Origin of the sequence: Calidifontimicrobium sp. SYSU G02091 (assembly GCF_022631395.1) — a bacterium.
Lineage (GTDB): Bacteria > Pseudomonadota > Gammaproteobacteria > Burkholderiales > Burkholderiaceae_C > Calidifontimicrobium > Calidifontimicrobium sediminis.
Genome location: NZ_JALBGB010000016.1, coordinates 26,439 through 52,627, shown reverse-complemented (window position 1 = coordinate 52,627; position 26,189 = coordinate 26,439). Strand labels below are relative to the sequence as shown.

The 26,189-nt window shown below is 70.7% G+C and carries 26 protein-coding genes; 24 read left to right on the top strand and 2 right to left on the bottom strand.

The window, feature by feature from the left end; all coding sequences use genetic code 11:
* Positions 1-31 precede the first annotated feature (31 nt).
* From MOJ79_RS11295 to MOJ79_RS11260, 8 genes are all read left to right on the top strand, one after another.
* Positions 32-781 (top strand): GntR family transcriptional regulator, encoded by a 750-nt coding sequence (locus tag MOJ79_RS11295; protein ID WP_119353270.1) that lies wholly within the window; start codon positions 32-34, stop codon positions 779-781.
* A 16-nt stretch (positions 782-797) separates the two neighbouring features.
* Positions 798-1,760, top strand: a complete 963-nt coding sequence (puuE, locus tag MOJ79_RS11290) for an allantoinase PuuE (RefSeq protein ID WP_241924243.1) — start codon at positions 798-800, stop codon at positions 1,758-1,760.
* Position 1,761: 1 nt separating this feature from the next.
* On the top strand, positions 1,762-3,540 hold the full coding sequence (uraD, locus tag MOJ79_RS11285; RefSeq protein ID WP_241924242.1) for a 2-oxo-4-hydroxy-4-carboxy-5-ureidoimidazoline decarboxylase: 1,779 nt from the start codon (positions 1,762-1,764) through the stop codon (positions 3,538-3,540).
* Positions 3,537-4,790 carry a M20/M25/M40 family metallo-hydrolase gene (locus tag MOJ79_RS11280; RefSeq protein ID WP_241924241.1) on the top strand — a complete coding sequence of 418 codons (1,254 nt, stop codon included), beginning with the start codon at positions 3,537-3,539 and terminating at the stop codon, positions 4,788-4,790. Before uraD ends, MOJ79_RS11280 begins: the two co-directional genes overlap by 4 nt.
* A gap of 111 nt (positions 4,791-4,901) precedes the next feature.
* Positions 4,902-5,951, top strand: a complete 1,050-nt coding sequence (locus MOJ79_RS11275; RefSeq protein WP_241924240.1) for an ABC transporter substrate-binding protein — start codon at positions 4,902-4,904, stop codon at positions 5,949-5,951.
* A 5-nt stretch (positions 5,952-5,956) separates the two neighbouring features.
* Entirely contained in the window at positions 5,957-6,784 is an 828-nt protein-coding gene (locus MOJ79_RS11270; RefSeq protein ID WP_241924239.1) for an ABC transporter ATP-binding protein, read from the top strand.
* Between the two features lie 7 nt (positions 6,785-6,791).
* Entirely contained in the window at positions 6,792-7,559 is a 768-nt protein-coding gene (locus MOJ79_RS11265; RefSeq protein WP_241924238.1) for an ABC transporter permease, read from the top strand.
* Complete coding sequence (locus MOJ79_RS11260) at positions 7,560-8,057, top strand: nucleoside deaminase (RefSeq protein WP_241924237.1); 498 nt, start codon at positions 7,560-7,562, stop codon at positions 8,055-8,057. It abuts the gene before it with no gap.
* Positions 8,058-8,124: 67 nt separating this feature from the next.
* Here MOJ79_RS11260 and MOJ79_RS11255 read toward each other — a convergent pair whose 3' ends face one another.
* Complete coding sequence (locus MOJ79_RS11255) at positions 8,125-9,054, bottom strand: LysR family transcriptional regulator (protein ID WP_241924236.1); 930 nt, start codon at positions 9,052-9,054, stop codon at positions 8,125-8,127.
* 125 nt (positions 9,055-9,179) lie between these two features.
* On the opposite strand from MOJ79_RS11255, the gene MOJ79_RS11250 reads away from it, so the two are divergent.
* From MOJ79_RS11250 to MOJ79_RS11175, 16 genes are all read left to right on the top strand, one after another.
* On the top strand, positions 9,180-10,172 hold the full coding sequence (locus tag MOJ79_RS11250; protein ID WP_241924235.1) for an ABC transporter substrate-binding protein: 993 nt from the start codon (positions 9,180-9,182) through the stop codon (positions 10,170-10,172).
* A gap of 8 nt (positions 10,173-10,180) precedes the next feature.
* A complete protein-coding gene (locus MOJ79_RS11245; protein WP_442863116.1) occupies positions 10,181-11,005 on the top strand; it encodes an ABC transporter ATP-binding protein in 825 nt (274 codons plus the stop codon).
* Positions 11,006-11,031: 26 nt separating this feature from the next.
* Complete coding sequence (locus MOJ79_RS11240) at positions 11,032-11,865, top strand: ABC transporter permease (RefSeq protein WP_241924234.1); 834 nt, start codon at positions 11,032-11,034, stop codon at positions 11,863-11,865.
* Between the two features lie 12 nt (positions 11,866-11,877).
* Complete coding sequence (locus MOJ79_RS11235) at positions 11,878-13,299, top strand: amidohydrolase family protein (RefSeq protein ID WP_241924233.1); 1,422 nt, start codon at positions 11,878-11,880, stop codon at positions 13,297-13,299.
* A gap of 2 nt (positions 13,300-13,301) precedes the next feature.
* Positions 13,302-13,904 carry a UbiX family flavin prenyltransferase gene (locus MOJ79_RS11230; RefSeq protein WP_241924232.1) on the top strand — a complete coding sequence of 201 codons (603 nt, stop codon included), beginning with the start codon at positions 13,302-13,304 and terminating at the stop codon, positions 13,902-13,904.
* Between the two features lie 116 nt (positions 13,905-14,020).
* Positions 14,021-14,902 (top strand): FAD binding domain-containing protein, encoded by an 882-nt coding sequence (locus MOJ79_RS11225; protein WP_241924231.1) that lies wholly within the window; start codon positions 14,021-14,023, stop codon positions 14,900-14,902.
* Positions 14,899-15,387 carry a (2Fe-2S)-binding protein gene (locus MOJ79_RS11220; protein ID WP_241924230.1) on the top strand — a complete coding sequence of 163 codons (489 nt, stop codon included), beginning with the start codon at positions 14,899-14,901 and terminating at the stop codon, positions 15,385-15,387. Before MOJ79_RS11225 ends, MOJ79_RS11220 begins: the two co-directional genes overlap by 4 nt.
* On the top strand, positions 15,384-17,699 hold the full coding sequence (locus tag MOJ79_RS11215; RefSeq protein ID WP_241924229.1) for a xanthine dehydrogenase family protein molybdopterin-binding subunit: 2,316 nt from the start codon (positions 15,384-15,386) through the stop codon (positions 17,697-17,699). Before MOJ79_RS11220 ends, MOJ79_RS11215 begins: the two co-directional genes overlap by 4 nt.
* The gene (locus MOJ79_RS11210; RefSeq protein ID WP_241924228.1) at positions 17,696-18,763 is read left to right on the top strand and encodes a CobW family GTP-binding protein; all 1,068 of its coding nucleotides are present in this window, start codon (positions 17,696-17,698) and stop codon (positions 18,761-18,763) included. Before MOJ79_RS11215 ends, MOJ79_RS11210 begins: the two co-directional genes overlap by 4 nt.
* 124 nt (positions 18,764-18,887) lie before the next feature.
* Positions 18,888-19,823 carry an amidohydrolase family protein gene (locus MOJ79_RS11205; protein ID WP_241924227.1) on the top strand — a complete coding sequence of 312 codons (936 nt, stop codon included), beginning with the start codon at positions 18,888-18,890 and terminating at the stop codon, positions 19,821-19,823.
* A 22-nt stretch (positions 19,824-19,845) separates the two neighbouring features.
* Positions 19,846-20,760, top strand: coding sequence for an amidohydrolase family protein (locus MOJ79_RS11200; protein WP_241924226.1), 915 nt, complete (start codon positions 19,846-19,848; stop codon positions 20,758-20,760).
* Positions 20,757-22,169, top strand: coding sequence for a UbiD family decarboxylase (locus MOJ79_RS11195; protein WP_241924225.1), 1,413 nt, complete (start codon positions 20,757-20,759; stop codon positions 22,167-22,169). Before MOJ79_RS11200 ends, MOJ79_RS11195 begins: the two co-directional genes overlap by 4 nt.
* 79 nt (positions 22,170-22,248) lie before the next feature.
* Complete coding sequence (locus MOJ79_RS11190; RefSeq protein WP_241924224.1) at positions 22,249-23,637, top strand: nucleobase:cation symporter-2 family protein; 1,389 nt, start codon at positions 22,249-22,251, stop codon at positions 23,635-23,637.
* A gap of 139 nt (positions 23,638-23,776) precedes the next feature.
* Positions 23,777-24,583: an urease accessory protein UreD gene (locus MOJ79_RS11185; RefSeq protein ID WP_241924275.1), complete on the top strand. Its 807-nt coding sequence runs from the start codon at positions 23,777-23,779 to the stop codon at positions 24,581-24,583.
* Positions 24,584-24,730: 147 nt separating this feature from the next.
* A complete protein-coding gene (locus MOJ79_RS11180; RefSeq protein ID WP_241924223.1) occupies positions 24,731-25,204 on the top strand; it encodes a DUF2721 domain-containing protein in 474 nt (157 codons plus the stop codon).
* Positions 25,205-25,238: 34 nt separating this feature from the next.
* Positions 25,239-25,598: a hypothetical protein gene (locus MOJ79_RS11175; RefSeq protein ID WP_241924222.1), complete on the top strand. Its 360-nt coding sequence runs from the start codon at positions 25,239-25,241 to the stop codon at positions 25,596-25,598.
* Between the two features lie 59 nt (positions 25,599-25,657).
* On the opposite strand, the gene MOJ79_RS11170 is transcribed toward MOJ79_RS11175, so the two are convergent.
* Positions 25,658-26,005 carry a hypothetical protein gene (locus MOJ79_RS11170; protein WP_241924221.1) on the bottom strand — a complete coding sequence of 116 codons (348 nt, stop codon included), beginning with the start codon at positions 26,003-26,005 and terminating at the stop codon, positions 25,658-25,660.
* Positions 26,006-26,189: the final 184 nt, after the last annotated feature.

Below are 26,189 nucleotides of genomic sequence, written 5' to 3'. Positions count from 1 at the left end.
AGCACACACGTCAATCGACGCCGCCCCGCCCATGCCGCGCAGCCGTGCCCAGCTCCAGGTCGTCGACGCCACCGGCAGCCGTCGCGGCGCCGCGCGGCGCACGAAGGCCGCCGAGGCGTCGACGACGCAGCGCATCGTCGAGTCGGTCACGACGGCGATCGTCGAACGCCGCCTGATGCCGGGCACCAAGCTCGCCGAGCAGCCCATCGCCGACATCTTCGGCGTCTCGCGCACCGTCGTGCGCCAGGCCCTGAACCAGCTCAGCCGCGACCACCTCGTCACGCTCGAGCCCGCGCGCGGCGCCTTCGTCGCGACGCCGAGCGTCGAGGAGGCGCGCCAGGTGTTCGAGGTGCGCGCGATGCTCGAGGCCGCGCTCGTGCAGCGGCTCGCCGCCAGCATCACCGACGCGCAGCTCGCCGAGCTGCGCGCGCACCTGCGTGCCGAGCGCGAGGCGCTCGCGCGCACCGACGTGCCGGGCCGCACGCGGCTGCTCGCCGACTTCCACGTCGTGCTCGCACGGCTGCTCGGCAACGACGTGCTCGCCGAACTGCTGGCCGACCTGCTGCGCCGCTCGTCGCTGATCGCGCTGATGTACCAGTCGTCGCACTCGGCCGAGGTCTCGCACGCCGAGCACGAGCGCATCGTCGACGCGCTCGCGCAGCGCGACGGCAAGGCCGCCGTCAAGCTGATGTCGCACCACCTGCACAGCGTCGAGCACAACCTGCACCTGGACCCGCGCGTGCCCGACCTCGCCGCCGCGCTGCGCCCGCCGCGTGCCTGAATCCCTCGAAGCCACGATGACCCCCGCCCCTTCGAACCCCGCCCGCTACCCGCGCGACCTCGCCGGCTACGGCCGCAATCCGCCGCACGCGCACTGGCCCGGCCAGGCGCGCGTCGCGGTGCAGTTCGTCCTCAACTTCGAGGAAGGCGGCGAGAACAGCGTGCTGCACGGCGACGCCGGCAGCGAGCAGTTCCTGTCGGAGATGTTCAACCCCGCGGCCTACCCGGCGCGCCACCTGTCGATGGAGTCGATCTACGAGTACGGCTCGCGCGTGGGCGTGTGGCGCATCCTGCGCGAGTTCGAGCGCCGCGGCCTGCCGCTGACGGTGTTCGGCGTGTCGATGGCGCTCGAGCGCTGCCCCGACGTGACCGCCGCTTTCGTCGAGCTCGGCCACGAGATCGCATGCCACGGCTGGCGCTGGATCCACTACCAGAACGTCGACGAGGCCACCGAGCGCGAGCACCTGCGCATCGGCATGCAGATCGTCGAAAGGCTGACGGGGCAGCGCCCGCTGGGCTGGTACACCGGCCGCGACAGCCCGAACACGCGCCGCCTCGTCGCCGACCACGGCGGTTTCGAGTACGACAGCGACTACTACGGCGACGACCTGCCGTTGTGGCTGCAGGTGCGCAAAAGCGACGGCACGCTGGCGCCGCACCTGGTCGTGCCGTACACGCTCGACTGCAACGACATGCGCTTCGCGCTGCCGCAGGGCTTCAGCCACGGCGACGAGTTCTTCGAGTACCTGCGCGATGCGTTCGACGTGCACTGGGCCGAAGGCGCGGAGCGCCCGGCCATGATGAGCATCGGCATGCACTGCCGCCTGCTCGGCCGCCCCGGGCGCATGCGCGCGCTGCAGCGCTTCCTCGACCACATCGAGGCGCACGACCGCGTGTGGGTCGCGCGGCGCATCGACATCGCCCGGCACTGGAAAGCCACGCACCCGTTCGACGCAGCCCGCGCCTTCATCTGGGAATGACATGCCGCTGACGCTCGCCCAACTGAACGCCGCCTCGCAGCCCGAATTCGTCGCGCTGCTCGACGGCACCTACGAGCACTCGCCGTGGATCGCCGAGCGTGCGTGGCACCGGCGCCCGTTCGCGAGCCTGGCCGCGCTCAAGCGCGCGCTCGTCGAGGTGCTGCGTGACGCCGGGCGCGACGCGCAGCTCGCGCTGATCCGCGCGCACCCCGAGCTCGCCGGCAAGGCGATGGTCGCCAAGACACTGACCGCCGAGTCGACGCACGAGCAGGGCAAGGCCGGCCTCACCGACTGCACGCCCGACGAGTTCGCGAAGATCCAGCGCCTGAACGCCGAGTACAACGCCAAGTTCGGCTGGCCGTTCATCCTCGCGGTGCGCGGGCCGCGCGGCACCGGCCTCACGCGCGCCGAGATCATCGCCACGTTCGAGCGGCGGCTGGCCGGCCACCCGGACTTCGAGTTCGCCGAGTGCCTGCGCCACGTCCACCGCATCGCCGAGATCCGTCTGAACGACAAGTTCGGCGTCACGCCCGAGCTCGGCAACCTGGTGTGGGACTGGGCCGAGGAACTCGCCACCGAGAGCGACCCCGGCTTCAAGGAGCACGGCCAGCTGACGGTGACCTACCTCACCGACGCGCACCGCGCCTGCGCGCGCCGGCTGCAGGCATGGATGAAGCACGCCGGCTTCGACGAGGTGTCGATCGACGCGGTGGGCAACGTCGTCGGCGTCTATCACGGCCGCGACGCCGGCGCGAGGCGGCTGCTGACCGGCAGCCACTACGACACGGTGCGCAACGCCGGCAAGTACGACGGGCGGCTCGGCATCTTCGTGCCGATGGCCTGCGTGCGCGAACTGCATCGCGCCGGGCGGCGGCTGCCGTTCGGTCTCGAAGTCGTCGCCTTCGCCGAGGAAGAGGGTCAGCGCTACAAGGCCACCTTCCTCGGCTCGGGCGCGCTCACCGGCCACTTCGACCCTGCCTGGCTCGACCAGGCCGACGCCGACGGGGTCACGATGCGCGACGCGATGCGCGCCGCCGGCCTGCCGGGCACGATGGACGCGATCGCGGCGCTGAAGCGCGACCCGGCACGCTACCTGGGTTTCGTCGAGGTGCACATCGAGCAGGGGCCGGTGCTCAACGAACTCGACCTGCCGCTGGGCGTCGTCACGTCGATCAACGGCGGCCGGCGCTTCCTCGGCGAGGTCGTCGGCATGGCCAGCCACGCCGGCACGACGCCGATGGACCGCCGACGCGACGCAGCGGTGGCCGTCGCGCAGCTCGCCGTCTACCTCGAGCGGCGCGCCGCCGCGGTGCCAGACGTCGTCGGCACGATGGGCCAGCTCGAGGTACCCGCCGGCTCGATCAACGTCGTGCCGGGGCGCTGCCGCTTCAGCCTCGACATCCGCGCGACGACCGACGCGGCGCGCGATGCCTGCGTCGCCGACGTGACGGCCGAGCTCGAGCGCATCTGCCGCCAGCGCGGCCTGACCTGCGTGCTCGAGGAGACGATGCGCGCCGCCGCGGCACCGAGCGACCCGGTATGGCAGCGGCGGTGGGAGAACGCGGTGGCCGCGCTCGGCCTGCCGGTACACCGCATGCCCAGCGGCGCCGGCCACGACGCGATGAAGCTGCACGAGGTGATGCCGCAGGCGATGCTGTTCGTGCGCGGCCTGAACGCCGGCATCAGCCACAACCCGCTCGAATCGAGCACCAACGACGACATCGAGCTCGCGGTGCGCGCGTTCCAGCACCTGCTCGACCAACTGGCCGAAACCGCATGAACCCCGCCCACGAACGACTCGACGCCTGGGTCGACGCGCACTTCGACGAGCAGGTGCGCCTGCTGCAGGAACTCGTTCGCGTGCCCACCGACACACCGCCGGGCAACAACGCGCCGCACGCCGAGCGCACCGCCGAGCTGATCGCACCGCTGGGCTGGGCCGTCGAGAAGCACCCGGTGCCGGCCGACGAGGTCAAGGCGCACGGCCTGCAGTCGATCACCAACCTCATCGTGCGCCGCCGCTACGCGCCCGGCGGGCCGACGATCGCGCTCAATGCGCACGGCGACGTCGTGCCGCCCGGCGAGGGCTGGACGCACGACCCCTACGGCGGCGAGGTCGTGGACGGCAAGCTCTACGGCCGCGCCGCCGCCGTCAGCAAGAGCGACTTCACGACCTACCTGCACGCGGTGCGCGCGCTCGAGGCCGTCTGCGACGCGCTCGGCGCACCGGCGCGCGGCGGCGTCGAGCTGCACTTCACCTACGACGAGGAGTTCGGTGGCGAGCTCGGCCCGGGCTGGCTGCTGTCGCACGGTCTCACGAAGCCCGACCTGCTGATCGCCGCCGGCTTCAGCTACCAGGTCGTCATCGCGCACAACGGCTGCCTGCAGCTGGAGGTGACCGTGCTCGGCGAGATGGCGCACGCCGCGATCCCGCACACCGGCATCGACGCGCTGCAGGGCGCGGTGGCGATCCTGAACGCGCTGTACCGGCAGAACGATCTCTACAAGGGCGTCACGTCGGGCGTGCCCGGCATCACGCATCCGTACCTCAACGTCGGGCGCATCGAGGGCGGCACCAACACCAACGTCGTGCCGGGCAAGGTCGTGCTCAAGCTCGACCGCCGCATGATCCCCGAAGAAGATCCGGCGCAGGTCGAGGCCGACCTGCGCCGTGTGATCGCCGAGGCCGCCGCCACGGTGCCCGGGATCCGCGTCGAGATCCGCCGCCTGCTGCTCGCGCACGCGTGGAAACCCGACCCCCGCAACGCCGCACTGGTGGCCGCGCTGCAGCGGCACGGGCAGGCCGTGTTCGGCGAGCCGATCCCGACCAGCGGCACGCCGCTGTACACCGACGTGCGCCTGTACGGCGCCGCCGGCGTGCCGGCTGCGATCTACGGCGCCGGGCCACGCACCGTGCGCGAGAGCAACGCCAAGCGCGCCGACGAACACATCGTGCTCGACGACCTGCGCCGCGCGACGAAGGTCGTCGCACGCACCTTGTTCGATTTGCTGCACCAGGAGTCACCGTGACGGCACCACGACGGGGCCTTCTGCGGGTTCACCATGGTGCAGCGCGCCGGCAACCTGTGCACAGAATTTGCTGCCCGATCCGCTCGTCCTGAACCACTTCGGAGTCCCGTCATGACCCTGCGTTCCCCGACCCGCCGTGCCTTCGTCGCCACCGCCACCGCGCTGCTCGCCGGTGCCGGTGTGCCCGCCCACGCGCAAGACACCACGATCCGGTTCCAGCTCGACTGGCGCTTCGAGGGGCCATCGGCACTGTTCCTCACGCCCGCGGCCAAGGGCTACTTCAGGGACGCGAAGCTCAACGTCTCGATCGACGCCGGCAGCGGCTCGGGCGCGACGATCTCGCGCATCAGCAGCGGCACCTATGACATGGGTTTCGCCGACATGGCCGCGCTGATGGAGTTCTACGGCAACAACCCGACGGCGCCGAACAAGCCGGTGGCCGTGATGATGGTCTACAACAACACGCCCGCGGCAGTGCTGGCGCTCAAGAAGAGCGGCATCAAGACGCCGGCGGACCTGACCGGCAAGCGCATGGGCGCGCCGGTGTTCGATGGCGGCCGCAAGTCGTGGCCGGTGTTCACCAAGGCCAACAATGTCGGCGCCGTGACCTGGACCTCGATGGACCCGCCGCTGCGCGAGACGATGCTCGTGCGCGGCGACATCGATGCGATCACCGGCTTCTCGTTCACGTCGCTGCTCAACCTCGAGGCACGCGGCGTCAAGGCCGACGAGATCGTCGTCTTTCCCTACGCCCAGTACGGCGTGAAGTTCTACGGCAACGCCATCGTCGTGTCGGAGAACTTTCTGAAGAGCAACCCCGAAGCGGTGCGCGCCTTCCTGCGCGCGTTCACGAAGGGGGTCAAGGACGTCGTCGCCGATCCGAAGGCGGCAATCGCGTTCGTCAAGCAGCGCGACGGGATCATCAACGAAGCGCTCGAGGAACGGCGCCTGAAGCTCGCACTCGACGCCGTCGTGCTGACGCCCGATGCCAGGGCCGAGGGCTTCGGCAGCGTGATGAAGCCACGCCTGGCGCTGATGGCCAGCCAGGTGTCGGATGCGTTCGGCACCAAGGAGCGCGTCAACGCCGACGCGGTATGGACTGACGCGTTCCTGCCGCCGGCGGCCGAGCGCGACGTGTTCGCAGTGCCGCGCAAGTGGTGAGCGGCATGCAGCGCACGTTCGTCGATTTCCGCAACGTCTGGCTGGCGTACAACGACGACCTGCTCGCCAAGGGGCAGTTCGCCGTCGAGGACATCACGCTGCAGGTCGGCGCCGGCGAGTTCATCGCCATCGTCGGCCCGTCGGGCTGCGGCAAGAGCACGTTCATGAAGCTCGCCACCGGCCTGAAGCGGCCAAGCAAGGGCACCGTGATCATCGACGGGCGCGAGGTCGACGGGCCGCTGAAGATCACCGGCATGGCGTTCCAGGCGCCGAGCCTGCTGCCGTGGCGCACGACGCTCGACAACGTGCTGCTGCCGCTCGAGATCGTCGAGCCGTACCGCTCGAACTTCCGCGCCAAGCGCGCCGAGTACGCCGACAAGGCCCGCCGGCTGCTGCAAAGCGTCGGCCTCGGCGGCTACGAGGACAAGTTCCCGTGGCAGCTGTCGGGCGGCATGCAGCAGCGCGCGAGCATCTGCCGCGCGCTGATCCACGAGCCCAAGATGCTGCTGCTCGACGAACCGTTCGGCGCGCTCGACGCGTTCACACGCGAGGAGCTGTGGTGCGCGCTGCGCGACCTGCAGGCGGCGCAGAAGTTCAACGTCATCCTCGTCACGCACGACCTGCGCGAGAGCGTGTTCCTCGCCGACACGGTCTACGTGATGAGCAAGAGCCCGGGGCGCATGATCGTGCGCCGCGAGATCGACCTGCCGCGCCCGCGCGACCTCGAGATCACCTACACCCCGGCGTTCACCGACATCGTGCACGAGCTGCGCGGCCACATCGGCGCGATCCGCCAGCCGGTGGGCAAGGTCGGTGCGGCGCTGCCGCAGTGAGGCCGCGATGCGCCGCAAAACCCTCGAACGCTGGTCGCCGCTGATCCTGCTGGCCGCCACACTGGCCGTGTGGCAGCTCGTCTGCACCGCCTTCGACGTCAGCGAGTTCATCTTCCCGAGCCCGGCGCGCATCGCCGAGCAGTTCTGGGAGTTCCGCAGCACCATCCTCGGCCACGCCTGGCGCACGTTCTGGGTCACGATGGCCGGCTTCGCGATCGCGATCGTCGTCGGCGTGCTGCTGGGCTTCCTGATGGGCAGCTCGCGGCTGGCGTACAACGCGATGTACCCGCTGATGACGGCGTTCAACGCGCTGCCGAAAGCCGCGTTCGTGCCGATCCTCGTCGTGTGGTTCGGCATCGGCATCGGGCCGGCGATCCTGACGGCGTTCCTGATCTCGTTCTTCCCGATCATGGTCAACATCGCGACGGGCCTCGCCACGCTCGAGCCCGAGCTCGAGGACGTCCTGCGCGTGCTCGGCGCCAAGCGCTGGGACGTGCTGACCAAGGTCGGGCTGCCGCGCTCGCTGCCGTACTTCTACGGCTCGCTGAAGGTCGCGATCACGCTGGCCTTCGTCGGCACGACGGTGTCGGAAATGACGGCGGCCAACGAGGGCATCGGGTACCTGCTGATCAGCGCGGGCAGTTCGCTACAGATGGGGCTCGCGTTCGCCGGGCTGGTCGTCGTCGGCATCATGGCGATGCTGATGTACGAGCTGTTCTCGCTGGTCGAGAAGCGCACCACGGCGTGGGCGCACCGCGGCTCGCAGAGCCACTGAATGGCCGACGCGCGCACCGAGCCGACGCGCGAGCAGGTCGTCGCGCTGCTGCGACGCGCGCAGGCCCTCGCAGAGCGCGCGATGCGCGCCGGGCACCATCCGTTCGGCGCGCTGCTGGTGGCGCCCGACCACGTCACGGTGCTGTTGGAGCAGGGCAACGTCGACAGCGTCAACCACGCCGAGGCGGTGCTCGCGCGCGAGGCGTCGCGCCGCTGGGGCGCCGACGAGCTGTGGCCGTGCACGCTGGTGACCACGGTCGAGCCGTGCGCGATGTGCGCCGGCACGCAGTACTGGGCGCACATCGGCCGCGTGATCTACGGCATGAGCGAGCGCGACCTGCTCGCACTCACCGGCAGCCACGCCGAGAACCCGACGCTGGACCTGCCCTGCCGCGAGGTGTTCGCGCGCGGCCAGAAAGACGTGCGCGTGATCGGCCCGGTGCCCGAGGTCGCCGCCGAGATCGCCGCGACGCACCGGCGGTTCTGGCGCTCGCGCTGAAGCGGCCAAGCCCCGGGGCGGGCCACGGCGCGTCGCCGCCCCCGCGCGGGCGCGGCGGGCTGCGCACTCAAGGCGCGCACCCCGCAGCGGCGGTGTCGACGTCGCCGAGCGTGTCGCGATGGCGCATCAGCAAGTCGCGGAAGTTCTGCGCGGCCGGCGACAGCGACCGCTCGGAGTGGAACAGCAGCGAGATCTCGCGGCGCACGACGGGGGCCACGACCGGGCGGCTGACGAGGCCGATCGCGTGCGCCAGCCGCAGCATCGCCGTCGTCATCACGGCGATGCCCAGCCCCGCCTCGACCATCCCGAGGATCGTCAGCGGCAACAGCACTTCGTAGCGGCGTTCGAGCCGGATGCCTTCGCGGGCGAGCGCGAAGTCGAGCTGCTCGCGCACCGCGTTGCCCGGCGGATGTCCGATCAGCGGCTCGGCGACGAGGTCGCGCCAGGCCACTTCGCCGCCGCGGGCCAGCGCGTGATCGGCCCGCATCACGACGTAGAAACGGTCGGCCACCAGCGGGCGTGCACTGATGTCGCGATGCGCGCCGGTGTCGGAACCGAGCCCGAAGTCCACCTCGCCGGTGCGCAGCTTCTCGATCACCTCGTGCTCGGGCACGTCGAACAGCTTCACGCGCACGCCCGGGTTCTCCTCGGTGTAGCGGCGAATCAGCGGCGGCAGCAACAGCGCGGCCTGCAGCGAGGCGGCCGCCACCGAGACACGCCCGCGGCCGAGGGCGCGCAGCTCGCTCGCGCTGCCGAGCACGTCGTTGAGCCCAGCCATCGCACGCCGTGCGACGGGCAGCAGCTCGGCGCCGGCCTGCGTCAGCCGCAGCATGCGCGTGTGGCGGTCGAACAGACGCAGGCCCAGGTTGTCCTCGAGCTCGCGGATCAGCGTGCTGACCGACGACTGCGACAGACCGAGCCGCTCGGCTGCGCGCGTGAAGTGCTGCACCTCGGCCACCGTGATGAAGGCGCGCAGCTGGCGCGTCGTCACATTCATGAGTTCGTTCGATCGCTTTATCGGTGCGGCACCCTTGGTCGCGGAGGGCTGCAGTGGAACGATGAATCCCGCTGCTGGCCCGATTCTGGCTTGGTTGCCCCCGACACGCACTCCAGGAGATCGCGATGACGCAGAGACCCCTTTCCATTCTTCGGTGGTGCAGGCTCGCTGCACTGGTGCTGGGCTTCGGCCCGACAGCCGTGCACGCCCAGGACAAGGTGACGGTGACGACGACCTGGTTCGCGCAGGCCGAGCACGGCGGCGTGTACCAGGCCCTGGCCACCGGCCTGTACAAGAAGCACGGGCTGGACGTGACGATCCGCATGGGCGGGCCGCAGGTCAACGGCATCCAGCTGCTGCTGGCCGGGCAGAGCGACTTCATCATGAACTACGACTTCGCGGTACTGTCGGGCGTCGAGCGCGGCTTCCCGCTGGTCACCGTCGCGGCGCCGTTCCAGTTCGACATCCAGGGGCTGCTCACGCACGAGGACGTCAAGGACCTGTCGCAGCTGAAGGACAAGACGATCCTCGTCGCCGGCACCGGCACCACCTACTGGTGGCCGTGGGTCAAGAAAAAGTACGGCCTGACCGACGCACACATGCGCCCGTACACCTTCAACATGCAGCCGTTCTTCGCTGACAAGAACATCGTGCAGCAGGCGTTCCCGTCGTCGGAGCCGTACCAGGCGCAGCAGAAGGGCGTGAAGACCAACTTCTTCCTGCTCTCGGCGCAGGGCTACCCGCCGTACACGCAGGCGATCACGACGACGCGCAAGATGGTCGAGGAAAGGCCAGACGTCGTGCAGCGCTTCGTGCGCGCGACGATCGAGGGGTGGAAGAGCTACATCCAGGGCGACCCGACGCCGGCCAACGAGCTGATCAAGAAGGACAACCCGAACATGACCGACGGCCAGATCGCCTTCGGCATCGCCAAGCTGAAGGAAATGCAGGTCGTCACCGGCGGCGACGCCGCCAGGTTCGGCATCGGCATCATGACCGACGAGCGGTGGGAGAAGACGGCGAAGTTCATGGTCGAGTGGGGACTGCTGAAGCCCGACACCGACTGGCGCAAGGCCTACACCACGCGCTTCGTGAAGGACCTGCAGGTGATGCCGTGAAGCGCGACATGGACATGCCCGCGCTGCAGGGTCTCGTGCCCACCATCACGCCGGTCGGCGAGGTCGTGCTCGAAGCCGACCGCGTCGAGAAGACCTACCCCAACGGCACCCACGCGCTCGACCGCGCGACGGTGAAGATCCATCGCGGCGAGTTCGTCTCGCTGCTCGGCCCGTCGGGCTGCGGCAAGAGCACGCTGCTGAAGATGTTCGCCGGACTCGAGACGCCGTCGACCGGCCGCATCGTGCTGCACGACGGCGAGGACGCCGCCGGCCCGCGCAGCGGCCACCGCTCGATGGCGATGGTGTTCCAGGAAGCGACGCTGATGCCGTGGGCACGCGTCGACGACAACGTGCGCCTGCCGCTCGATCTGGCCGGTGTGCCGAAGTCCGAGAGCCTGCCGCGCGTGCGGGAGGCGCTGGAGCTGGTGGGCCTGAGCCAGTTCGCTCGCGTCTATCCGCGCGAGCTCTCGGGCGGCATGCAGATGCGCGTATCGATCGCGCGCGCGCTGGCCGTGCAGCCGAGCATCCTGCTGATGGACGAACCCTTCGGCGCGCTCGACGAGTTCACGCGCAACAAGCTCGACAGCGACCTGCACGAACTGTGGCGCGAGCGGGGGCTGACGGTGGTGTTCGTCACGCACAGCATCTACGAAGCCGTGTTCCTGTCGAGCCGCGTCGTCGTCATGGCCGCACGCCCCGGCCGCGTGATTGCCGACGTGCCGATCCGCGCGCCCGAGCGGCGCGACGACAGCTACCGGGTTTCGCAGCCTTTCATCGACGACTGCCGCGTGCTGAGCGACCACCTCGCGCGCGCCAACCGCGGCGAGCGCTGACCGCGCGGACGCAGGAGGAACCACCGATGGCATCGGCAACACTGGTCAACGACGTCGTCGCCGCCGGCCCGCGGCCCTTCGTCGAGTCCCCGCTGGCGCGCTTCGGCGCGCCGGTGCTGGTGGGCTTGGCACTGATCGGGCTGTGGCAGGCGGCCTGCACGTGGTTCGAGGTGCCCGCCTACCTCGTGCCGTCGCCGGCCGAGATCGTGCGCACGCTGGTGGCCGACTGGGCGCTGCTGTCGTCGGCGCTGGCGACGACGCTGAAGATCACCTTCGCCGCGTTCACCGCCGCCGTCGTGCTCGGCGTCGCTGCGGCGTTCCTGTTCGTGCAGAGCCGCCTGATCGAGGTCAGCCTGTTTCCGTATGCGATCGTGCTGCAGGTCACGCCGATCGTCGCGATCGCGCCGCTGATCATCATCTGGGTCCGCGACCCGATCCCGGCGATGGTGATCTGCGCGACGATCGTCGCGCTGTTCCCGATCATCAGCAACACGATCCTCGGCCTGCGCAGCGTCAACCCCGGACTGAAGAACCTGTTCAAGCTCAACCGCGCGACGCGCTGGCAGACACTGATGCGGCTGCGCGTCCCCTCGGCCCTGCCCTACTTCTTCGGCGGGCTGCGCATCTCGAGCGGGCTGGCGCTGATCGGCGCGGTGGTCGCCGAGTTCGTCGCCGGCACCGGCGGCACCGCATCGGGGCTCGCATACCAGATCCTGCAGTCGGGGTTCCAGCTCAACATTCCGCGCCTGTTCGCTGCGTTGCTGCTGATCACGGCCACCGGCATCGCGCTGTTCATCGCGATGTCGGCGCTGTCGAAGTGGGCGCTCGGCGGCTGGCACGAGAGCGAGATGGACCGCTGACCGGCCGGGCCGATGGCACACGCCGAAGCCCTGCTGCTGCGCGGCGCCGCGGCACTGGTCACCGGCGCCGCGGGCGCGGCGGCGCGCCACGACGCGACCGACGTGCGTCTCGCCGACGGCGTCGTCGTCGAACTGGGGCGCGGGCTGCAGCCGCAGCCCGGCGAGCGCGTGCTCGACGCAACCGACTGCGTCGTGACCCCGGGGTGGGTCAACACCCACCACCACCTGTTCCAGTCGCTGCTCAAGGGCGTGCCGGCCGCGATCGACCTGACGCTGATGCCGTGGCTGCAGGCGGTGCCGTACCGGCACCGCGGCGCGTTCGACGAGGCGACGCTGCGGCTGGCCGCGCGCATCGGTCTGGTCGAACTGCTGCTGTCGGGCTGCACGACGGTGGCCGACCACCATTACCTGTATCACCCCGGTGTCGGCCACGACGCCGCCGAAATCCTCTTCGACGAGGCCGCGCGGCTGGGCCTGCGATTCATGCTGCTGCGCGGCGGGGCCACGCAGGTGCGGCAGGTCGAGGCCGACTCTCCGCCGCACCTGCGGCCCGAGACGCTGGACGGGATGCTCGCCGACCTCGAGCGCACCGTGCAGCGCTTCCACCAGCCCGGTGCACGGCCGATGCGCCGTGTGGCCTTCGCGCCGACGACGATCAACGTCTCGCTGCGGACCGACGAGCTCAAGCCCGCCGCGTGCGCGGCGCGCGCGCTCGGCGTGCGGCTGCACTCGCACCTCGCCGAGACGGTGTCGACGATCGAGCAGCTGCGCGAGGTGCACGGCATGACGCCGGTGCAGTTCGCCGGCGAGCACGAATGGCTCGGTCCGGACGTGTGGTTCGCGCACCTGGTGCACGTGACGCCTGACGAGCAGCGCCTGCTCGCGGCCACCGGCACCGGCATCGCGCACTGCCCGCAGAGCAACGCGCGGCTGGGCAGCGGAGTCGCCCCGGCGCCGGTGCTCGCGCGCCTGGGTGCGCCGGTATCGATCGGCGTCGACGGCGCGGCATCGAACGAAGCGGCCGACATGCTGAGCGAACTGCACTTCGCCTGGCTCGTGCACCGCGCGCACGCCGGCAGCCGCAGCCGCGCTCGGCCCGAAGGCGACGGCGAGGCCGGCGCCGACGCGGTGACCGCCAACGACGTCATGCACTGGGCCAGCGCCGGCGGCGCGCGTGTGCTCGGCTTCGACGGCGTCGGCACGCTGGCAGCCGGGCAGGCTGCCGACCTCGCGGTGTGGTCGCTCGACGACGCGCGCTTCTTCGGGCTGCACGACCCGGGGCTCGCGCCGGTGGTCAGCGGCGCGCGTCCGACCCTGAAGTGGTTGCTGTGCGCCGGGCGCGTCGTCGCGCAAGACGATAGAGTGCCGGGACTGGACCTGGCGCAGCTTCGCGCCGACGCACGTGCCGCAGTACGGCGGCTGATGGAAGGGTGAACATGGGGGCACAGCGTCGCATCGTCGTGGGCATCAGCGGCGCCTCGGGGTTCGTCTACGGCCACCGGCTGCTGCAGCTGCTGCGCGGCATCGACGGGCTGGAGGTGCACCTCGTCGTCAGCCGCGCTGCGAAGCTGACGATGGCCAGCGAGACCGACCTCAAGCTCGCCGACGTGCAGGCGCTGGCGCACCAGGTGCATGCGAACGACGACGTCGGCGCCTGCATCGCGAGCGGCTCGTACCGCACGCTGGGCATGGTAATCGCACCGTGCTCGATGAAGACGCTGGCCGAAATCGCCACCGGCCACACGACGACGCTGATCGGCCGCGCCGCCGACGTGATGCTCAAGGAACGCAAGCGTCTCGTGCTGCTCGCACGCGAGACGCCGCTGACGCTCGCGCACCTGCGCAACATGGTGACCGTCACCGAGATGGGGGCGATCGTCGCGCCGCCGGTGCCGGCGTTCTACGCGCGGCCGGCCTCGCTGGCCGAGATGGTCGACCACACGCTCGGGCGCATCCTCGACCTGTTCGATCTGGACATCGGCACCGCCTACCGCTGGGCCGGCGTCACGGCGGCCAGAGGCGGCGCGCCACCGCAGTGAACCGCGGCCACGCCCGCGTGCACTCATCGAACGGGCCGATCGAGATATAGCGGCGTGGCCGTTTACCGCCGCGTCACGCGCGTGCACGATAGACCGGCGCCAGGGGATCCACACCGATGAGGCCATTCGACTACCACGCGCCGACGAGCCTGAACGACGTCGTCGCACTGCTGCGCCAGCACGGCCCGCACGCCAGCGTGCTGGCCGGCGGTACCGACCTGCTCGTCGAGATCAAGGAAGCGCTGCGCCGGCCGCAGCACGTCGTCAACCTCAAGCGCGTGCCGGGGCTCGACCGGCTCGGCCACGACGCCGAACGCGGTCTGCACATCGGCGCACTCGTCCGCGTGCGCGACCTCGAGACCTCGGCCGACGTGCAGCGTCACTACGCCGGACTGTGGCAGGCCGCGCGCGAGCTGGGCTCGATCCAGGTGCGCTGCCGCGCGACGCTGGCCGGCAACGTGTGCCGTGCGTCGCCCTCGGCCGACACGCTGCCGCCGCTGATCGCCGACGGCGCGCTCGTGCACACCCGCAGCGCGGACGGCGAGCGCCGCATCCCCGCCGAGGACTTCTTCACCGGTCCGGGACGCACCGTGCTGAGCCCCGACGAGGTCGTCACCGGCTTCACGCTGCCGGCGCCGGCACCACGCAGCGGAAAGGCCTACCTCAAGCACGGCCGGCGCAAGGCGATGGAGCTGGCCACCGTCGGCGTCGCGGTGTCGCTGGCGCTCGCCGACGACGGCAGCGTCGACGACCTGCGCATCGTGCTCGGCGCCGTCGCGCCGACGCCGATCCGCGCACGCCGTGCCGAAGACCAGATGCGCGGCGAGCGCCTGATCAGCCCCGGCCTGCTCGAGGTCGTCGCGCGCACCGCGATGGCCGAGAGCAGCCCGATCAGCGACGTGCGCGCCAGCGCCGAGTACCGCCGCCGCATGGTCGGCGTGCTAACGCGGCGCGCGATCGAACTGGCCCTGCAGCGGGCCGCGGAGCCTGCCCGATGAAGACCGTGGTGACGATGACGATCAACGGCGAGCCGGCCGAACTCGCCGTGGAGCCGAACCGCAGCCTGCTCGACGCGCTGCGCTTCGAAGCCGGCCTGACCGGCACGAAGAAGGGGTGCGACGTCGGTGACTGCGGCGCCTGCACCGTGATCCTCGACGGCCGGCCGGTCAACGCCTGCCTGGTGCTCGCTGTCGAGTGCGACGGCAGCGCGGTGCAGACGATCGAGGGGCTGCAGCCGGACCCCGACCACGTGCACCCGCTGCAGGAGGCTTTCATGCAGTGCGGTGCCGCGCAGTGCGGCTTCTGCACGCCGGGCATCCTGATGATGGCCAAGGCGCTGCTCGACGACAACCCGCGCCCCACCGAGGCCGAGATCCGCTTCGCGCTGGCCGGCAACATCTGCCGCTGCACCGGCTACACGAAGATCGTCGAGGCGGTGCAGCGCTGTGCGGCACAGCTCGACCCACGGCAGGTGGCGGCATGAACGCGGCCTTGACGAACGAGGTGCAGGCCATCGCGCACGACGGCGGCCATGCCGTCATCGGGCGCAGCGTGCGGCGCGGCGACCTGCTGGAGAAGGTCACCGGCACCGCGGTGTACACCGGTGACCTGCGTCTGCCGGGCATGCTGCACGGCAAGATCCTGCGCAGCCAGGTCGCCCACGCACGCATCCGGCGCATCGATACGTCGCGCGCGCTCGCGCTGCCCGGCGTCAAGGCGGTGCTGACGCACGAGAACGTGCCCAGGGTGCTGCACTACGGCTCGCCGCACCCGCGCTCGGCGTCGTGCACGAAGGACCAGTACATCTTCGACACCAAGGTGCGCTACTGGGGCGAGGGCGTGGCCGCCGTCGCCGCGGTGAGCGAGGAGGTCGCCGAGCAGGCGCTCGAGCTGATCGACGTCGAGTACGAGCCGCTGCCGGCCGTCTTCACGACCGACGACGCGCTCGCGCCCGGGGCCCCGGCGATCCACGACGTCGGCCCGGGTGGCAACCTCGTGCTGCCGCCGGTGCGCGTCAAGCGCGGCGACGTCGAACGCGGCTTCGCCGAAGCCGACCTGATCGTCGAGGGCCACTACCAGACCGGACGCCCGACCCCGGCGTACATGGAGCCCAACGTCTGCGTCGCGCAGTGGGACGGCAACGGCAAGCTGACGATGTGGAGCTCGACGCAGACCGCCTTCATGGTGCGCGGCATCCTGGCCGAGGTGCTCGGCCTGCCGCTGAATCACGTGCGCGTGATCTGCGACCACATGGGCGGCGGCTTCGGCGCCAAGCAGGACCTTTTCCAGCACGAGTTCCTGTGCGCGCTGCTGGCACGGCAGACGAAGAAACCGGTGCGCATGGAGTACACGCGCAAGGAGACCTTCCTCGGCGGTCGGTCGCGCCACCCGTGCAGGATCTGGCTCAAGCAGGGCTTCAAGCGCGACGGCACGATCACGGCGCGCCAGGCACGGCTGGTCTACGACTCGGGGGCCTACGGCTCGCACGGACCCGGTGTGACCACGGTCGGCACGGCGTCGCTGACCTCGCTGTACCGCTGCGAGCACGTCGACCTCGAGGGGCTGTGCGTCTACACCAACAACCCGATCGCCGGCGCGTTCCGCGGCTACGGCGTCGTGCAGGCGTACTGGGCGCTCGACCTGCAGATGGACGAGGCGGCCACCCTGCTCGGCATCGACCCCGCGCAGCTGAAGCTGAAGAACGCGGTGCGCGAGGGCGACCTCGCGCCGTCTGGGCACCCGCTGGTCGGCCACGGGCTCGAGGACTGCATCCGCCGCGGCATGGCCGAGGTCGGCTGGGGCGCGCAACGCCCGCCGAAGCGCCCGCCGCAGGGACCGCTGCGTTACGGCTGGGGCCTGGGCTGCGAGATGCACGGCTCGAGCGCGTATCCCGGCATCAAGGAGCAGGGCAACGCGATCGTCAAGATGAACGAGGACGGCAGCGCGACGCTGTTGACCGGCGCCGCCGGGCTGGGCACCGGTGCGCACACCGCGCTCGCGCAGATCGTCGCCGAGGAACTGGGCCTGCGCTTCGAGGACGTCAGCGTCGTGCACGGCGACACCGACGTCGTGCCATGGGACATCGGCGCCTTCGCGAGCCACACCACCTTCATGGTCGGCCGTGCGGCGCAGATGGCGGCGCAGCAGGTCAAGGCGCAGATGCTGCAGCGCGCCGCGCAGCGGCTCGAGGTGCCGCCCGAAGCGCTCACCGTGCGCGACGGCGTCGTGTCGGTGACGACCGATGCGTCGCGACGGATCACGGTGCGCGAAGTGATGAGCCCGGCGCGCGGCATCCCGTCGGCGCACCTCGTCGGCCACGGCAGCTACACGCCGACCAAGTCGTATTCGTTCGCCGCGCACTTCGTCGAGGTCGCAGTCGACATCGAGACCGGGCAGGTCGAAGTGCTGCAGGTGGTTCCGGTGCACGAGTTCGGCAAGGTGATCCACCCGGTGGCCGCCGCCGGCCAGATCGAAGGCGGCATCCAGCAGGGCATCGGCCACACACTGACCGAGGACCACGTCGTCGACCCGAAGACCGGCCGCAGCCTGAACGCGAACTTCGTCGACTACAAGATGCCGCTGTCGATGGACATGCCGCCGATCCGCACGATCATGCTCGAGACCGCGCCCGACCCCGGCGGCCCGTTCGGCGCCAAGGGCGTCGGCGAGGACCCGATCATCGCGATCGGCCCCGCGATCGCCAACGCGATCCACGACGCGATCGGCGTGCGCTTCCGTGCGTTCCCGATCACCCCCGAAAAAGTCCTGCAGGCCTTGGCCGAGGTGACACCATGACCCCCACCGCCCCCCTGACCCCCGAACGTCCGGTGCCCGTCACGATCCTGACCGGCTTCCTCGGCAGTGGCAAGACGACGCTGCTGAACCACATCCTGACCGAACGCCACGGGCACCGCATCGCGGTGATCGAGAACGAGTTCGGAGAGGTCGACGTCGACTCCGACCTCGTGATCGGCGTCGAAGAGGAGCAGATCTACCAGATGACCAACGGCTGCATCTGCTGCGTGGCCGACGTGCGCGAGGACCTGGTGCAGGTGCTGCAGAAGCTGCTCGCACGGCGTGAGCGCTTCGATCACATCCTGGTCGAGACCAGCGGTCTGGCCGACCCGACGCCGGTGGCGGCGACCTTCTTCATGGACCACGAGGTCGCGCGCCAGGTGCGGCTCGACGCGATCGTCACGCTGGTCGACGCCAAGCACGCGCTCGCGCACCTCGACGACCCGCAGCTCGACGGCGATGCGAACCAGGCGGTGCAGCAGCTCGTCACGGCCGACCGCATCGTCATCAACAAGATCGACCTGGCCAGCGAAGACGAGCTCGCCACGGTCGAGGCACGCGTGCGCCGCATCAACGAGACGGCGCCGATGCTGCGCTCGAGCCATGCGCGGGTGGACGTCGCGCGCATCCTGGGCATCGGCGGCTTCATGCCGCCGCCGATGGTGCTGCAGGACGACGAGCTCAACCACGTGTGCGACGCACACTGCGACCACAGGCACGACGGGCACTCCCACGCGGCGGCGGTGCCGTCGGGCCACGTGCACGACCCGTCGGTCGAGTCGGTGGCCCGCGTGTACGACGCCGCCTTCGACCGCCAGCGCCTGCTCGACTGGCTCGCGCGGCTGGCCGACGAGCGTGGCGAGCAGTTGTTCCGGCTCAAGGGCGTCGTCGCGATCGCCGGCGACGAACGCCGCCACGTGCTGCAGGGCGTGCACCGGCTGATGGACCTGCAGCCGGCCGACCCGTGGGGCGAGCGCACACCGTCGAGCAAGCTCGTCTTCATCGGCCGCGATCTCGACGCGCAGCGCCTCGACGCCGGGCTGCGCAGCTGCCTGGCCGCCTGAGCCAGTTGCACGACCCGCGCTCGGCGCGCCTCATCACCCCGCCTGATCGATTTATCCCGCCGGCACCGTTTATCGCCACGTCGAGCAGTGCCACCATGTGCTTGCCCAACATGAGAGAACCCCGATGATCATCGACCTCAGCTGCTATCCCACCGACCAGGTCGACCTCGCCTGGTGGCACGACGGCGATCCGTACACGGTCGACCGCCTGCTCAAGACGATGGACGGCCCGTACTTCGTCAACGGCAAGCCGCGGCGCATCGACATGGCGTTCATCCAGCCGCCGCAGGGCAACACGATCTACACCTGGACCGACGGCGAGCTGACCGGCGCGCAAAGCATCGACAAGTACCACGCCTACGTCCTCGAGGCCGTGCGGCAGCACCCCGACCGCTTCATCGGCTGCTACGTCTACAACCCGCGCTGCGGCGTCAAGGCCGCCGTCGAGGGGCTGGAGCGCTACGTCAAGGAGCACGGCTTCAAGATGGTGCAGATGCAGGCCAACATGCACGCGTACCGCCCCGACCGCGCGCTCGACTGGGTGCGGCCGTGCTTCGACAAGTGCGCCGAGCTCGGCGTGCTCGTCAAGCTGCACACCGGCGACGGGCCGTACAGCATCCCGACCGAGTGGGTGCCGATGATCAAGGCCTACCCGACGGTCAACTTCGTGATGGCGCACTTCGGCGTGCAAACCGGCGGCGTCTACTGCTTCGAGCCGTACCAGTGGGCCATGGAGCTGCCCAACGTCTATTGCGAGTCGGGGTGGTGCCTGCAGTCGCGCATCGTCGAGTTCGCCAAGACGCTGCCCAAGCACAAGATCCTCTTCGGCAGCGACACGCCACCGAACGAGCCCGGCATGTGGCTGCGACTGCTCGAGGTGCTGTGCACCAACCCGCCGCAGGGGCTGAACCTCGACGAGGACACGCTCGAGGACTATCTGGGCAACAACGTCGCGCGCATGGTCGGCCTGCCGACGTCACCGCCGCCGCGCAGCTTCGACGAAGCCTGCGAGCGCCTCGGCCGCAAGGTCGCACCGCAACCCGTGATCCCGCTGTACTGAGCAAGCCCCGCGCGAGACCATCATGATCATCGACACCCACCTGCACCCCACGAACCTCGTCGACGAGGCATGGCGACACACCGGCGAGCCGTTCACCGGCGAGCGCATGCTCAAGCTGATGGATGGCCCGTACATGATCAACGGCAAGCCGCGGCGCATCGACATGGGCTTCATCCAGCCGCCGCCCGGCAACACCGGCTACCGCGACGGCAACCGCCGCGGGCGCGACGGCATCCGCGACTACATGGCCTACGTCGCGAGCCTGTGCCAGAAGTACCCCGACCGCTTCATCGGCAACTTCACCTACAACCCGCGCTGGGGCCCGGAAAACGGTGCGCTCGAGATCGAGTACCACCACAAGGAGTACGGCTTCAAGATGATCAAGCTGCACGCCAACATGCACGGCTACCGGCCCGATCGCGCGCTGGACTGGCTGCGTCCGGCAATGAAGATGTGCGCCAAGTACAACATCGTCGTGCTGATCCACACCGGCGACGGGCCGTTCACGATTCCGACGATGTTCTATCCGATCATCCGCGAGTTCCCGATGGTCAACTTCATCATCGGGCACTTCGGCATCCAGACCGGCGGCAACTACTCGTTCGAGGCGTTCTGGATGGCGATGGACACGCCCAACGTGTACTGCGAGTCGGGCTGGTGCTTCCAGGCGCGCATCGCCGAGTTCGCCAAGCAACTGCCGAAGCACAAGATCGTGTTCGGCACCGACAGCCCGCCCAACGAGCCCGGCATGTGGCTGCGCGAGCTCGAGATGCTGTGCCGCGAACCGCCGCACGGCATCGGCCTGGACGAGGACACCCTCGAGGACTACATGGGCAACAACATCGCCCGCTTGGTCGGCATCCCGACCACACCGCCGCCGCGCAACCTCGAGGAGGCCCAGCTGCGCCTGAAGGACACCTACGCGCGCCTGCCGTGACCGCCCTCGACCCCCGCGTCGCGGCGCTGGCCGACACCGGCCAGGACCTGCACCGCTTCGTCGCCGCCTACCGCGAGCTGTACCCCGACGACGTGCTCGCGCTGCGCGAGCCGGTCAGTGCCGACCAGGACGTGACCGCCATCGTCTGGACGCTGGCGGCGCGCGGCCGCCACCCGGCGCTGTTCTTCGAACAGGTGCAGGGCATCGCGACGCCGCTGGTGACCAACCTGTTCGCGTCGCGCGAGCGTGTCGGGCGCATGCTCGGCGGCGTGAGTCCGGCGGGTATCCACGCCGAGTATCAGGCGCGCAGCCGCCGGCTGTGCGCGCCGCGCGAGGTCGACAGCGGCGCGGTGACGGCGGTCGTGCGCAGCGACGGCTTCGACCTGCGGGACGAGCTGCCGCTGATCCGGCACTTCGCGACCGACCGCGGCCCGTACATCACCAACGCGATCGTCGTCGCCGAGGACCGTGACGCCGGCATCGGCAACGTCAGCTACCACCGCTCGATGCTCAACGGCGCGCGCGAGATCGGCACCAGCCTGCACTCGCGCGGGCACCTGTGGCGCCTGCAGCAGGCCCACAAGGCGCAGGGCCGCGCACTGCCGGTGGCGATGGTGATCGGCGCGCACCCGCTGTTCATGCTCGCGGCGGCCGCGCGCCTGCCGTATGGCGTCGACGAGCGGCACGTGGCCGGCGGGCTGTTCGGCGCGCCGCTGGAAGTCGTGCGCACGCCGAAGTACGGCATCGCGGTACCGGCGCACGCCGAGTTCGTCCTCGAAGGCGTGATCGACCCCGACGCGCATGCCGAGGAAGGCCCGTTCGGCGAGTTCACCGGCTACTCGTCGGACCGTTCGACGAACAACCTGCTGCGTGTCGAGACGCTGATGCGCCGCACCGACGCGTGGCTGCTCGACGTCGTCGGCGGCAACTCGGCCGAGCACCTGAACCTCGGCCGCATCCCGCGCGAGTCGGAGATGGTCGAGAAGCTCAAGGAGCGCTTCCCGAGCGTCACCGCGGTGCACTACCCGAGTTCGGGCACGCACTTCCACGCCTACGTCGCGCTGAAGCAGAGCCGCCCCGGCGAGGCACGGCAGGTCATGCTGGGGCTGCTGGGCTGGGACCCGTACCTGAAGACGGTCGTCGCCGTCGACGACGACGTCGACGTCACGCGCGACGAAGAGGTGCTGTGGGCACTGGCCACGCACTTCCAGCCGCACCGCGACGTCGTCATCGTCGACGGCCTGCCCGGCAGCGCGCTCGACCCCTCGGCCTCCGGCATCGGCACCACGTCGCGCATGGGGCTCGATGCCACCCGCGGCCCCGACTTCCACGGCGTGCGCGCGCGCATCGACCCCGCCGCGATGGCGCGCGCAGCGGCGCTGCTCGGCAGCGCCGGCCCCAGCGACTGACCCAACCGCACCCCGAGCCCACCGGCCCACGAGAGGCCGGGTCGGGGATGCTTTGCCTGCACGACAGAGGAGACATGCGATGACCACGACCACCGCGCCCGGCGGGCGCACGATCCATCCCGTCGACGAAGTGCTGCCCCTGCCCCGGCTCGCCACGCTGGGTCTGCAGCACGTGCTGGTGATGTATGCCGGCGCGATCGCCGTGCCGCTGATCGTCGGCGGTGCGCTGAAGCTGCCGAAAGACGCGATCGCGTTCCTGATCGCCGCGGACCTGTTCTGCTGTGGTCTGGTCACCATCATCCAGAGTCTGGGCATCGGCAAGGTCGGCATCCGGCTGCCGATGATGATGGGGGTGACCTTCACCGCGATCGCACCGATCATCGCCACCGGTTCGAACCCCGAGCTGGGGCTGCCGGCGGTGTTCGGTGGCGTGATCGTCGCCGGCGTCTTCACGCTGCTGGCCGCGCCCTACGTCGGGCGGCTGGTGCGCTTCTTTCCACCGGTGGTCACCGGCACCGTCGTGCTGGTGATCGGCATTTCGCTGATGCGGGTGGGCATCAACTGGGCCGCTGGCGGCAGCCCGACCGTCATGGGGCCGAACGGACCGGTGCCCAACCCGAACTACGGCGTGCCGCTGCACCTGGGTATCGCGGCCAGCGTGCTGGCGACGATCCTGCTCGTCATTGCGACCTGCCGCGGGTTCCTGGCCAACGTCGCCGTGCTGATCGGCATCGGCGCGGGCTTTGCCGTCGCACTGGCGCTGGGCAAGGTGGATTTCGCCGGGCTGGGCACGGCCGCCTGGCTGCAGCCGATTACGCCGTTCCACTTCGGCTGGCCGACGTTCGACCTGATGACTGCCGTGTCGCTGTGCGTGGTGATGATCGTCATCATGATCGAGGGTGTGGGCCAGTTCCTCGCGCTCGGCGAGGTTGTCGGCAAGAAGATCGGCACCGACGACATCGCGCGCGGGCTGCGCGCCGACGGCGTCGGCGCGATCGTCGGCGGCGTGTTCAACACCTTCACCTACACCTCGTACACGCAGAACATCGGCCTGGTGCAGGTCACCGGCGTGCGCAGCCGCTGGGTGTGCGTGGCCGCTGGCGTGATCCTGATCGTGCTCGGCAGCCTGCCCAAGCTGGCCGTGCTGGCCGCGTCGATCCCGCAGTATGTGCTCGGCGGCGCGGCGCTCGTGATGTTCGGTATGGTCGCGGCCACCGGCATCCGCATCCTCGGCCACGTCGACTTCGTGCACAACCGCAAGAACGGCTACGTCGTCGCGATCAGCCTGGCGTTGGGCATGATCCCGCTGGTGGCCGACAAGTTCTTCGCCCAGCTGCCGCCCCTGGCGGCGAAGTTCCTCTCCAACGGGATCCTGCTCGGCACCTTCGCCGCGGTACTGCTGAACCTGCTGCTCAACGCGCGCGAGCCCCAGGCCGGCCCGACACCATCGGTGCGCGCGGCCGCCTGAACGCAGTGGCAGCGGCCCAGGCCGGCAACGGGCCGGGGGGTCGCCGACAATCTCCCCGTTGACCGCCCACGCCCCGAACGCCCCGCCCGCACACGCCGGCGCCGCGCCCACGCCGGATGCACCGCGCTGGCACGGCCGCCTGCACCTGCACTACCGCCGCGACGGCGAGCGCACCGTCGCGCGCGACCGCCACGACGGGCCGCTGCGCGTGCTCAAGGCGCTGCACCCCGAAGGCCCCGGCGTGTGCCACCACGTGCTGGTGCACCCGCCCGGCGGCCTCGTCGGCGGTGACCGGCTCGACGTGACGCTGCACGTGGCGCCCGGCGCGCACGCCCTCGTCACGACACCGGGCGCGACGCGCTTCTACCGCAGCCGCGGCACGCCGGCGCAGCAGCACGTCGACGCCACGGTGGACGCCGGCGGCCGCCTCGAGTGGCTGCCGCTGGAGACGATCGCCTACAGCGGCTGCCGCGCCGAGAACGTCTTGCGCTTCGTGCTGGCCGAGGGCGCCGAGATGATCGGCTGCGACCTGCTCGCGCTCGGCCTGCCCGCCGCCGGCGAGCCGTTCGAGCGCGGCCACGTGCTGCAGCACCTCGAGGTGCCCGGCCGCTGGCTCGAACGCGGCCGCATCGCCGCCGACGACCGCCGCCTGCTCGACGGGCCGCTGGGCCTGGCCGGCCACCGCGTGCTCGCGACGCTGTGGTTCGCCGCCGGCACGCCGATCGACGCGGCGCGGCGCGAGACCTTGCTCGACGCTGCGCGCCGGCGCGACACCCACGCGACGCCGATGCAGGGCGCGACCGCACCCAACGACCACGTCGTCGTGCTGCGCCTGCTGGCGGCGCGCGTCGAGCCGGCGCTGGCCCGTATGCACGACGTGTGGGCCGCATGGCGCCGGATCGCGTGGCAGCGCGAAGCGCACGCGCCGCGGGTGTGGCGAACCTGACCGCGTCAGCGCCGCTGGCGAGTCGCCCCCGTGCCCCGCACCGGTCGTTGGCGCATCCCGCGCGAGGCCGCGCGCCGGGCGTCCCGCACGGCGATGCGTCGGACGGTTGACAATGGCGTGCGTCGCCTTTCCTCACGCGCCCGCCGCGTGCGCCGCTTGCCCGTGATCTCGCTCGGCAGTCCCGCCCCCGATGTCGTCCACGCGATCCAGCTCGCGCTGGCGCCGGCGTTCCTGCTCACCGGCATCGCCGGCATGCTCAACGTGATGGCCGGGCGGCTCGGCCGCATCATCGACCGCGGGCGGCGGCTCAAGGAGCGGCCGCTCGATGCCACCGGCCTCGACGAAGCGGCGCTCGTCACCGAGCTCAAGGGCCTGGAGCGCCGCCGCCGGCTCGCCAGCACCGCGATCACGGCCTGCACGCTGGCGGCGCTGCTCGTGTGCATGGTCATCGCCACGCTGTTCCTCGAGGAACTGCTCGACCTGCCGCTGCGCTGGCTCGAGGGCGTGCTGTTCACCGGCTCGACGCTGGCGCTCGTCGTCGGGCTGGGCTTCTTCCTCGTCGAGGTGCACATGGCGACGCAGACGATCCGCGTGCATGCCAACGACGGCGATCGCCCCTGACGCGCGGTCGGCCCACTTGCAGGAGCTTGCCCCGATGACCCTTCGTCCCTCACCCCCGTGGCGAGCGCCGGCGCGGCGTGCGGCCGCCGCACTGCTCGCCGCCTGGCTGACCGCCGCGGCGCACGCCGACGACGACGCGCGCCGCCACGTGCAGTTCGTCGAAGAGCCCACCGGCACCTGCGTGACGCGCAACGGCGTGCAGATCCAGGTGCGCAACACGCACCCGACGCGCACGCTGCGCGTGTGGCTGGACCGCTACTTCATGGGCGTCGGCACCGGCGATCGTTCGCGCACCGTGCTGCGCCCCGGCGCGGACCCGGAGCCGCTGGGCTGCTCGCGCAATCTGAACGGGCCGCAGGAGTGGCGCATCGTGCGCGCCGAGTGGGTCGACTGAAGCGCCCGGCGCGGCGCGCAACGGCCGAGGCCGCTTGCCCCGGCCGCAGGCGGGGCGCATCAGAAGCAGGGCTCGGCGCCCAGCTGCAGGCGGCAGCTCCACAGGAAGCGCTCGGCCTGCTGCTTGCCCGAGCGGCGGTACACCGCGGTGGCTTCGGCTTCGATGGCGGCGGGCAGCGGCACCGTAAGCGGCGCGCCGCCGGGGTTGGCGTAGAAATTGACGAAGCAGGTCGCCCGCTGCGCGCACAGGCGCTCGATCTGGCGCGCGTAGGCGGCACGGTCGCGCACCCGCTCCGCCGGCACGATGACGTAGCGCACCAGCCCCTGCTCACCGGCCACCGGCCATGCCGCGTCGTCGGCTCGACCCGGCGCCGAGAGCGCAAAGCCGAAAGCCGCCACGGCGAGCACGCGTGCCCAACCCGGGCCTCGGCGCGGCCGGCGACGAGATGCCGGCACCGCCGCGGGCCGATGCCGGCCGCGGTGCACGTTCGGCAGCAAGTCGGCACCGTCCATGGCCAGCGATCGTATCGCCCCGGCCCATGGCTTGCTTCGAGTCGACGGTGCTGCGACACCCCAGTGCCGGCCCGCGTCC

Bases quoted from the DNA above. Each gene is read 5' to 3' on its own strand.
- MOJ79_RS11295 (WP_119353270.1), top strand. From the start codon at position 32: ATGCCGCGCAGCCGTGCCCAGCTCCAGGTCGTCGACGCCACCGGCAGC.
- puuE (WP_241924243.1), top strand. From the start codon at position 798: ATGACCCCCGCCCCTTCGAACCCCGCCCGCTACCCGCGCGACCTCGCC.
- uraD (WP_241924242.1), top strand. From the start codon at position 1,762: ATGCCGCTGACGCTCGCCCAACTGAACGCCGCCTCGCAGCCCGAATTC.
- MOJ79_RS11280 (WP_241924241.1), top strand. From the start codon at position 3,537: ATGAACCCCGCCCACGAACGACTCGACGCCTGGGTCGACGCGCACTTC.
- MOJ79_RS11275 (WP_241924240.1), top strand. From the start codon at position 4,902: ATGACCCTGCGTTCCCCGACCCGCCGTGCCTTCGTCGCCACCGCCACC.
- MOJ79_RS11270 (WP_241924239.1), top strand. From the start codon at position 5,957: ATGCAGCGCACGTTCGTCGATTTCCGCAACGTCTGGCTGGCGTACAAC.
- MOJ79_RS11265 (WP_241924238.1), top strand. From the start codon at position 6,792: ATGCGCCGCAAAACCCTCGAACGCTGGTCGCCGCTGATCCTGCTGGCC.
- MOJ79_RS11260 (WP_241924237.1), top strand. From the start codon at position 7,560: ATGGCCGACGCGCGCACCGAGCCGACGCGCGAGCAGGTCGTCGCGCTG.
- MOJ79_RS11255 (WP_241924236.1), bottom strand. From the start codon at position 9,054: ATGAATGTGACGACGCGCCAGCTGCGCGCCTTCATCACGGTGGCCGAG.
- MOJ79_RS11250 (WP_241924235.1), top strand. From the start codon at position 9,180: ATGACGCAGAGACCCCTTTCCATTCTTCGGTGGTGCAGGCTCGCTGCA.
- MOJ79_RS11245 (WP_442863116.1), top strand. From the start codon at position 10,181: ATGGACATGCCCGCGCTGCAGGGTCTCGTGCCCACCATCACGCCGGTC.
- MOJ79_RS11240 (WP_241924234.1), top strand. From the start codon at position 11,032: ATGGCATCGGCAACACTGGTCAACGACGTCGTCGCCGCCGGCCCGCGG.
- MOJ79_RS11235 (WP_241924233.1), top strand. From the start codon at position 11,878: ATGGCACACGCCGAAGCCCTGCTGCTGCGCGGCGCCGCGGCACTGGTC.
- MOJ79_RS11230 (WP_241924232.1), top strand. From the start codon at position 13,302: ATGGGGGCACAGCGTCGCATCGTCGTGGGCATCAGCGGCGCCTCGGGG.
- MOJ79_RS11225 (WP_241924231.1), top strand. From the start codon at position 14,021: ATGAGGCCATTCGACTACCACGCGCCGACGAGCCTGAACGACGTCGTC.
- MOJ79_RS11220 (WP_241924230.1), top strand. From the start codon at position 14,899: ATGAAGACCGTGGTGACGATGACGATCAACGGCGAGCCGGCCGAACTC.
- MOJ79_RS11215 (WP_241924229.1), top strand. From the start codon at position 15,384: ATGAACGCGGCCTTGACGAACGAGGTGCAGGCCATCGCGCACGACGGC.
- MOJ79_RS11210 (WP_241924228.1), top strand. From the start codon at position 17,696: ATGACCCCCACCGCCCCCCTGACCCCCGAACGTCCGGTGCCCGTCACG.
- MOJ79_RS11205 (WP_241924227.1), top strand. From the start codon at position 18,888: ATGATCATCGACCTCAGCTGCTATCCCACCGACCAGGTCGACCTCGCC.
- MOJ79_RS11200 (WP_241924226.1), top strand. From the start codon at position 19,846: ATGATCATCGACACCCACCTGCACCCCACGAACCTCGTCGACGAGGCA.
- MOJ79_RS11190 (WP_241924224.1), top strand. From the start codon at position 22,249: ATGACCACGACCACCGCGCCCGGCGGGCGCACGATCCATCCCGTCGAC.
- MOJ79_RS11175 (WP_241924222.1), top strand. From the start codon at position 25,239: ATGACCCTTCGTCCCTCACCCCCGTGGCGAGCGCCGGCGCGGCGTGCG.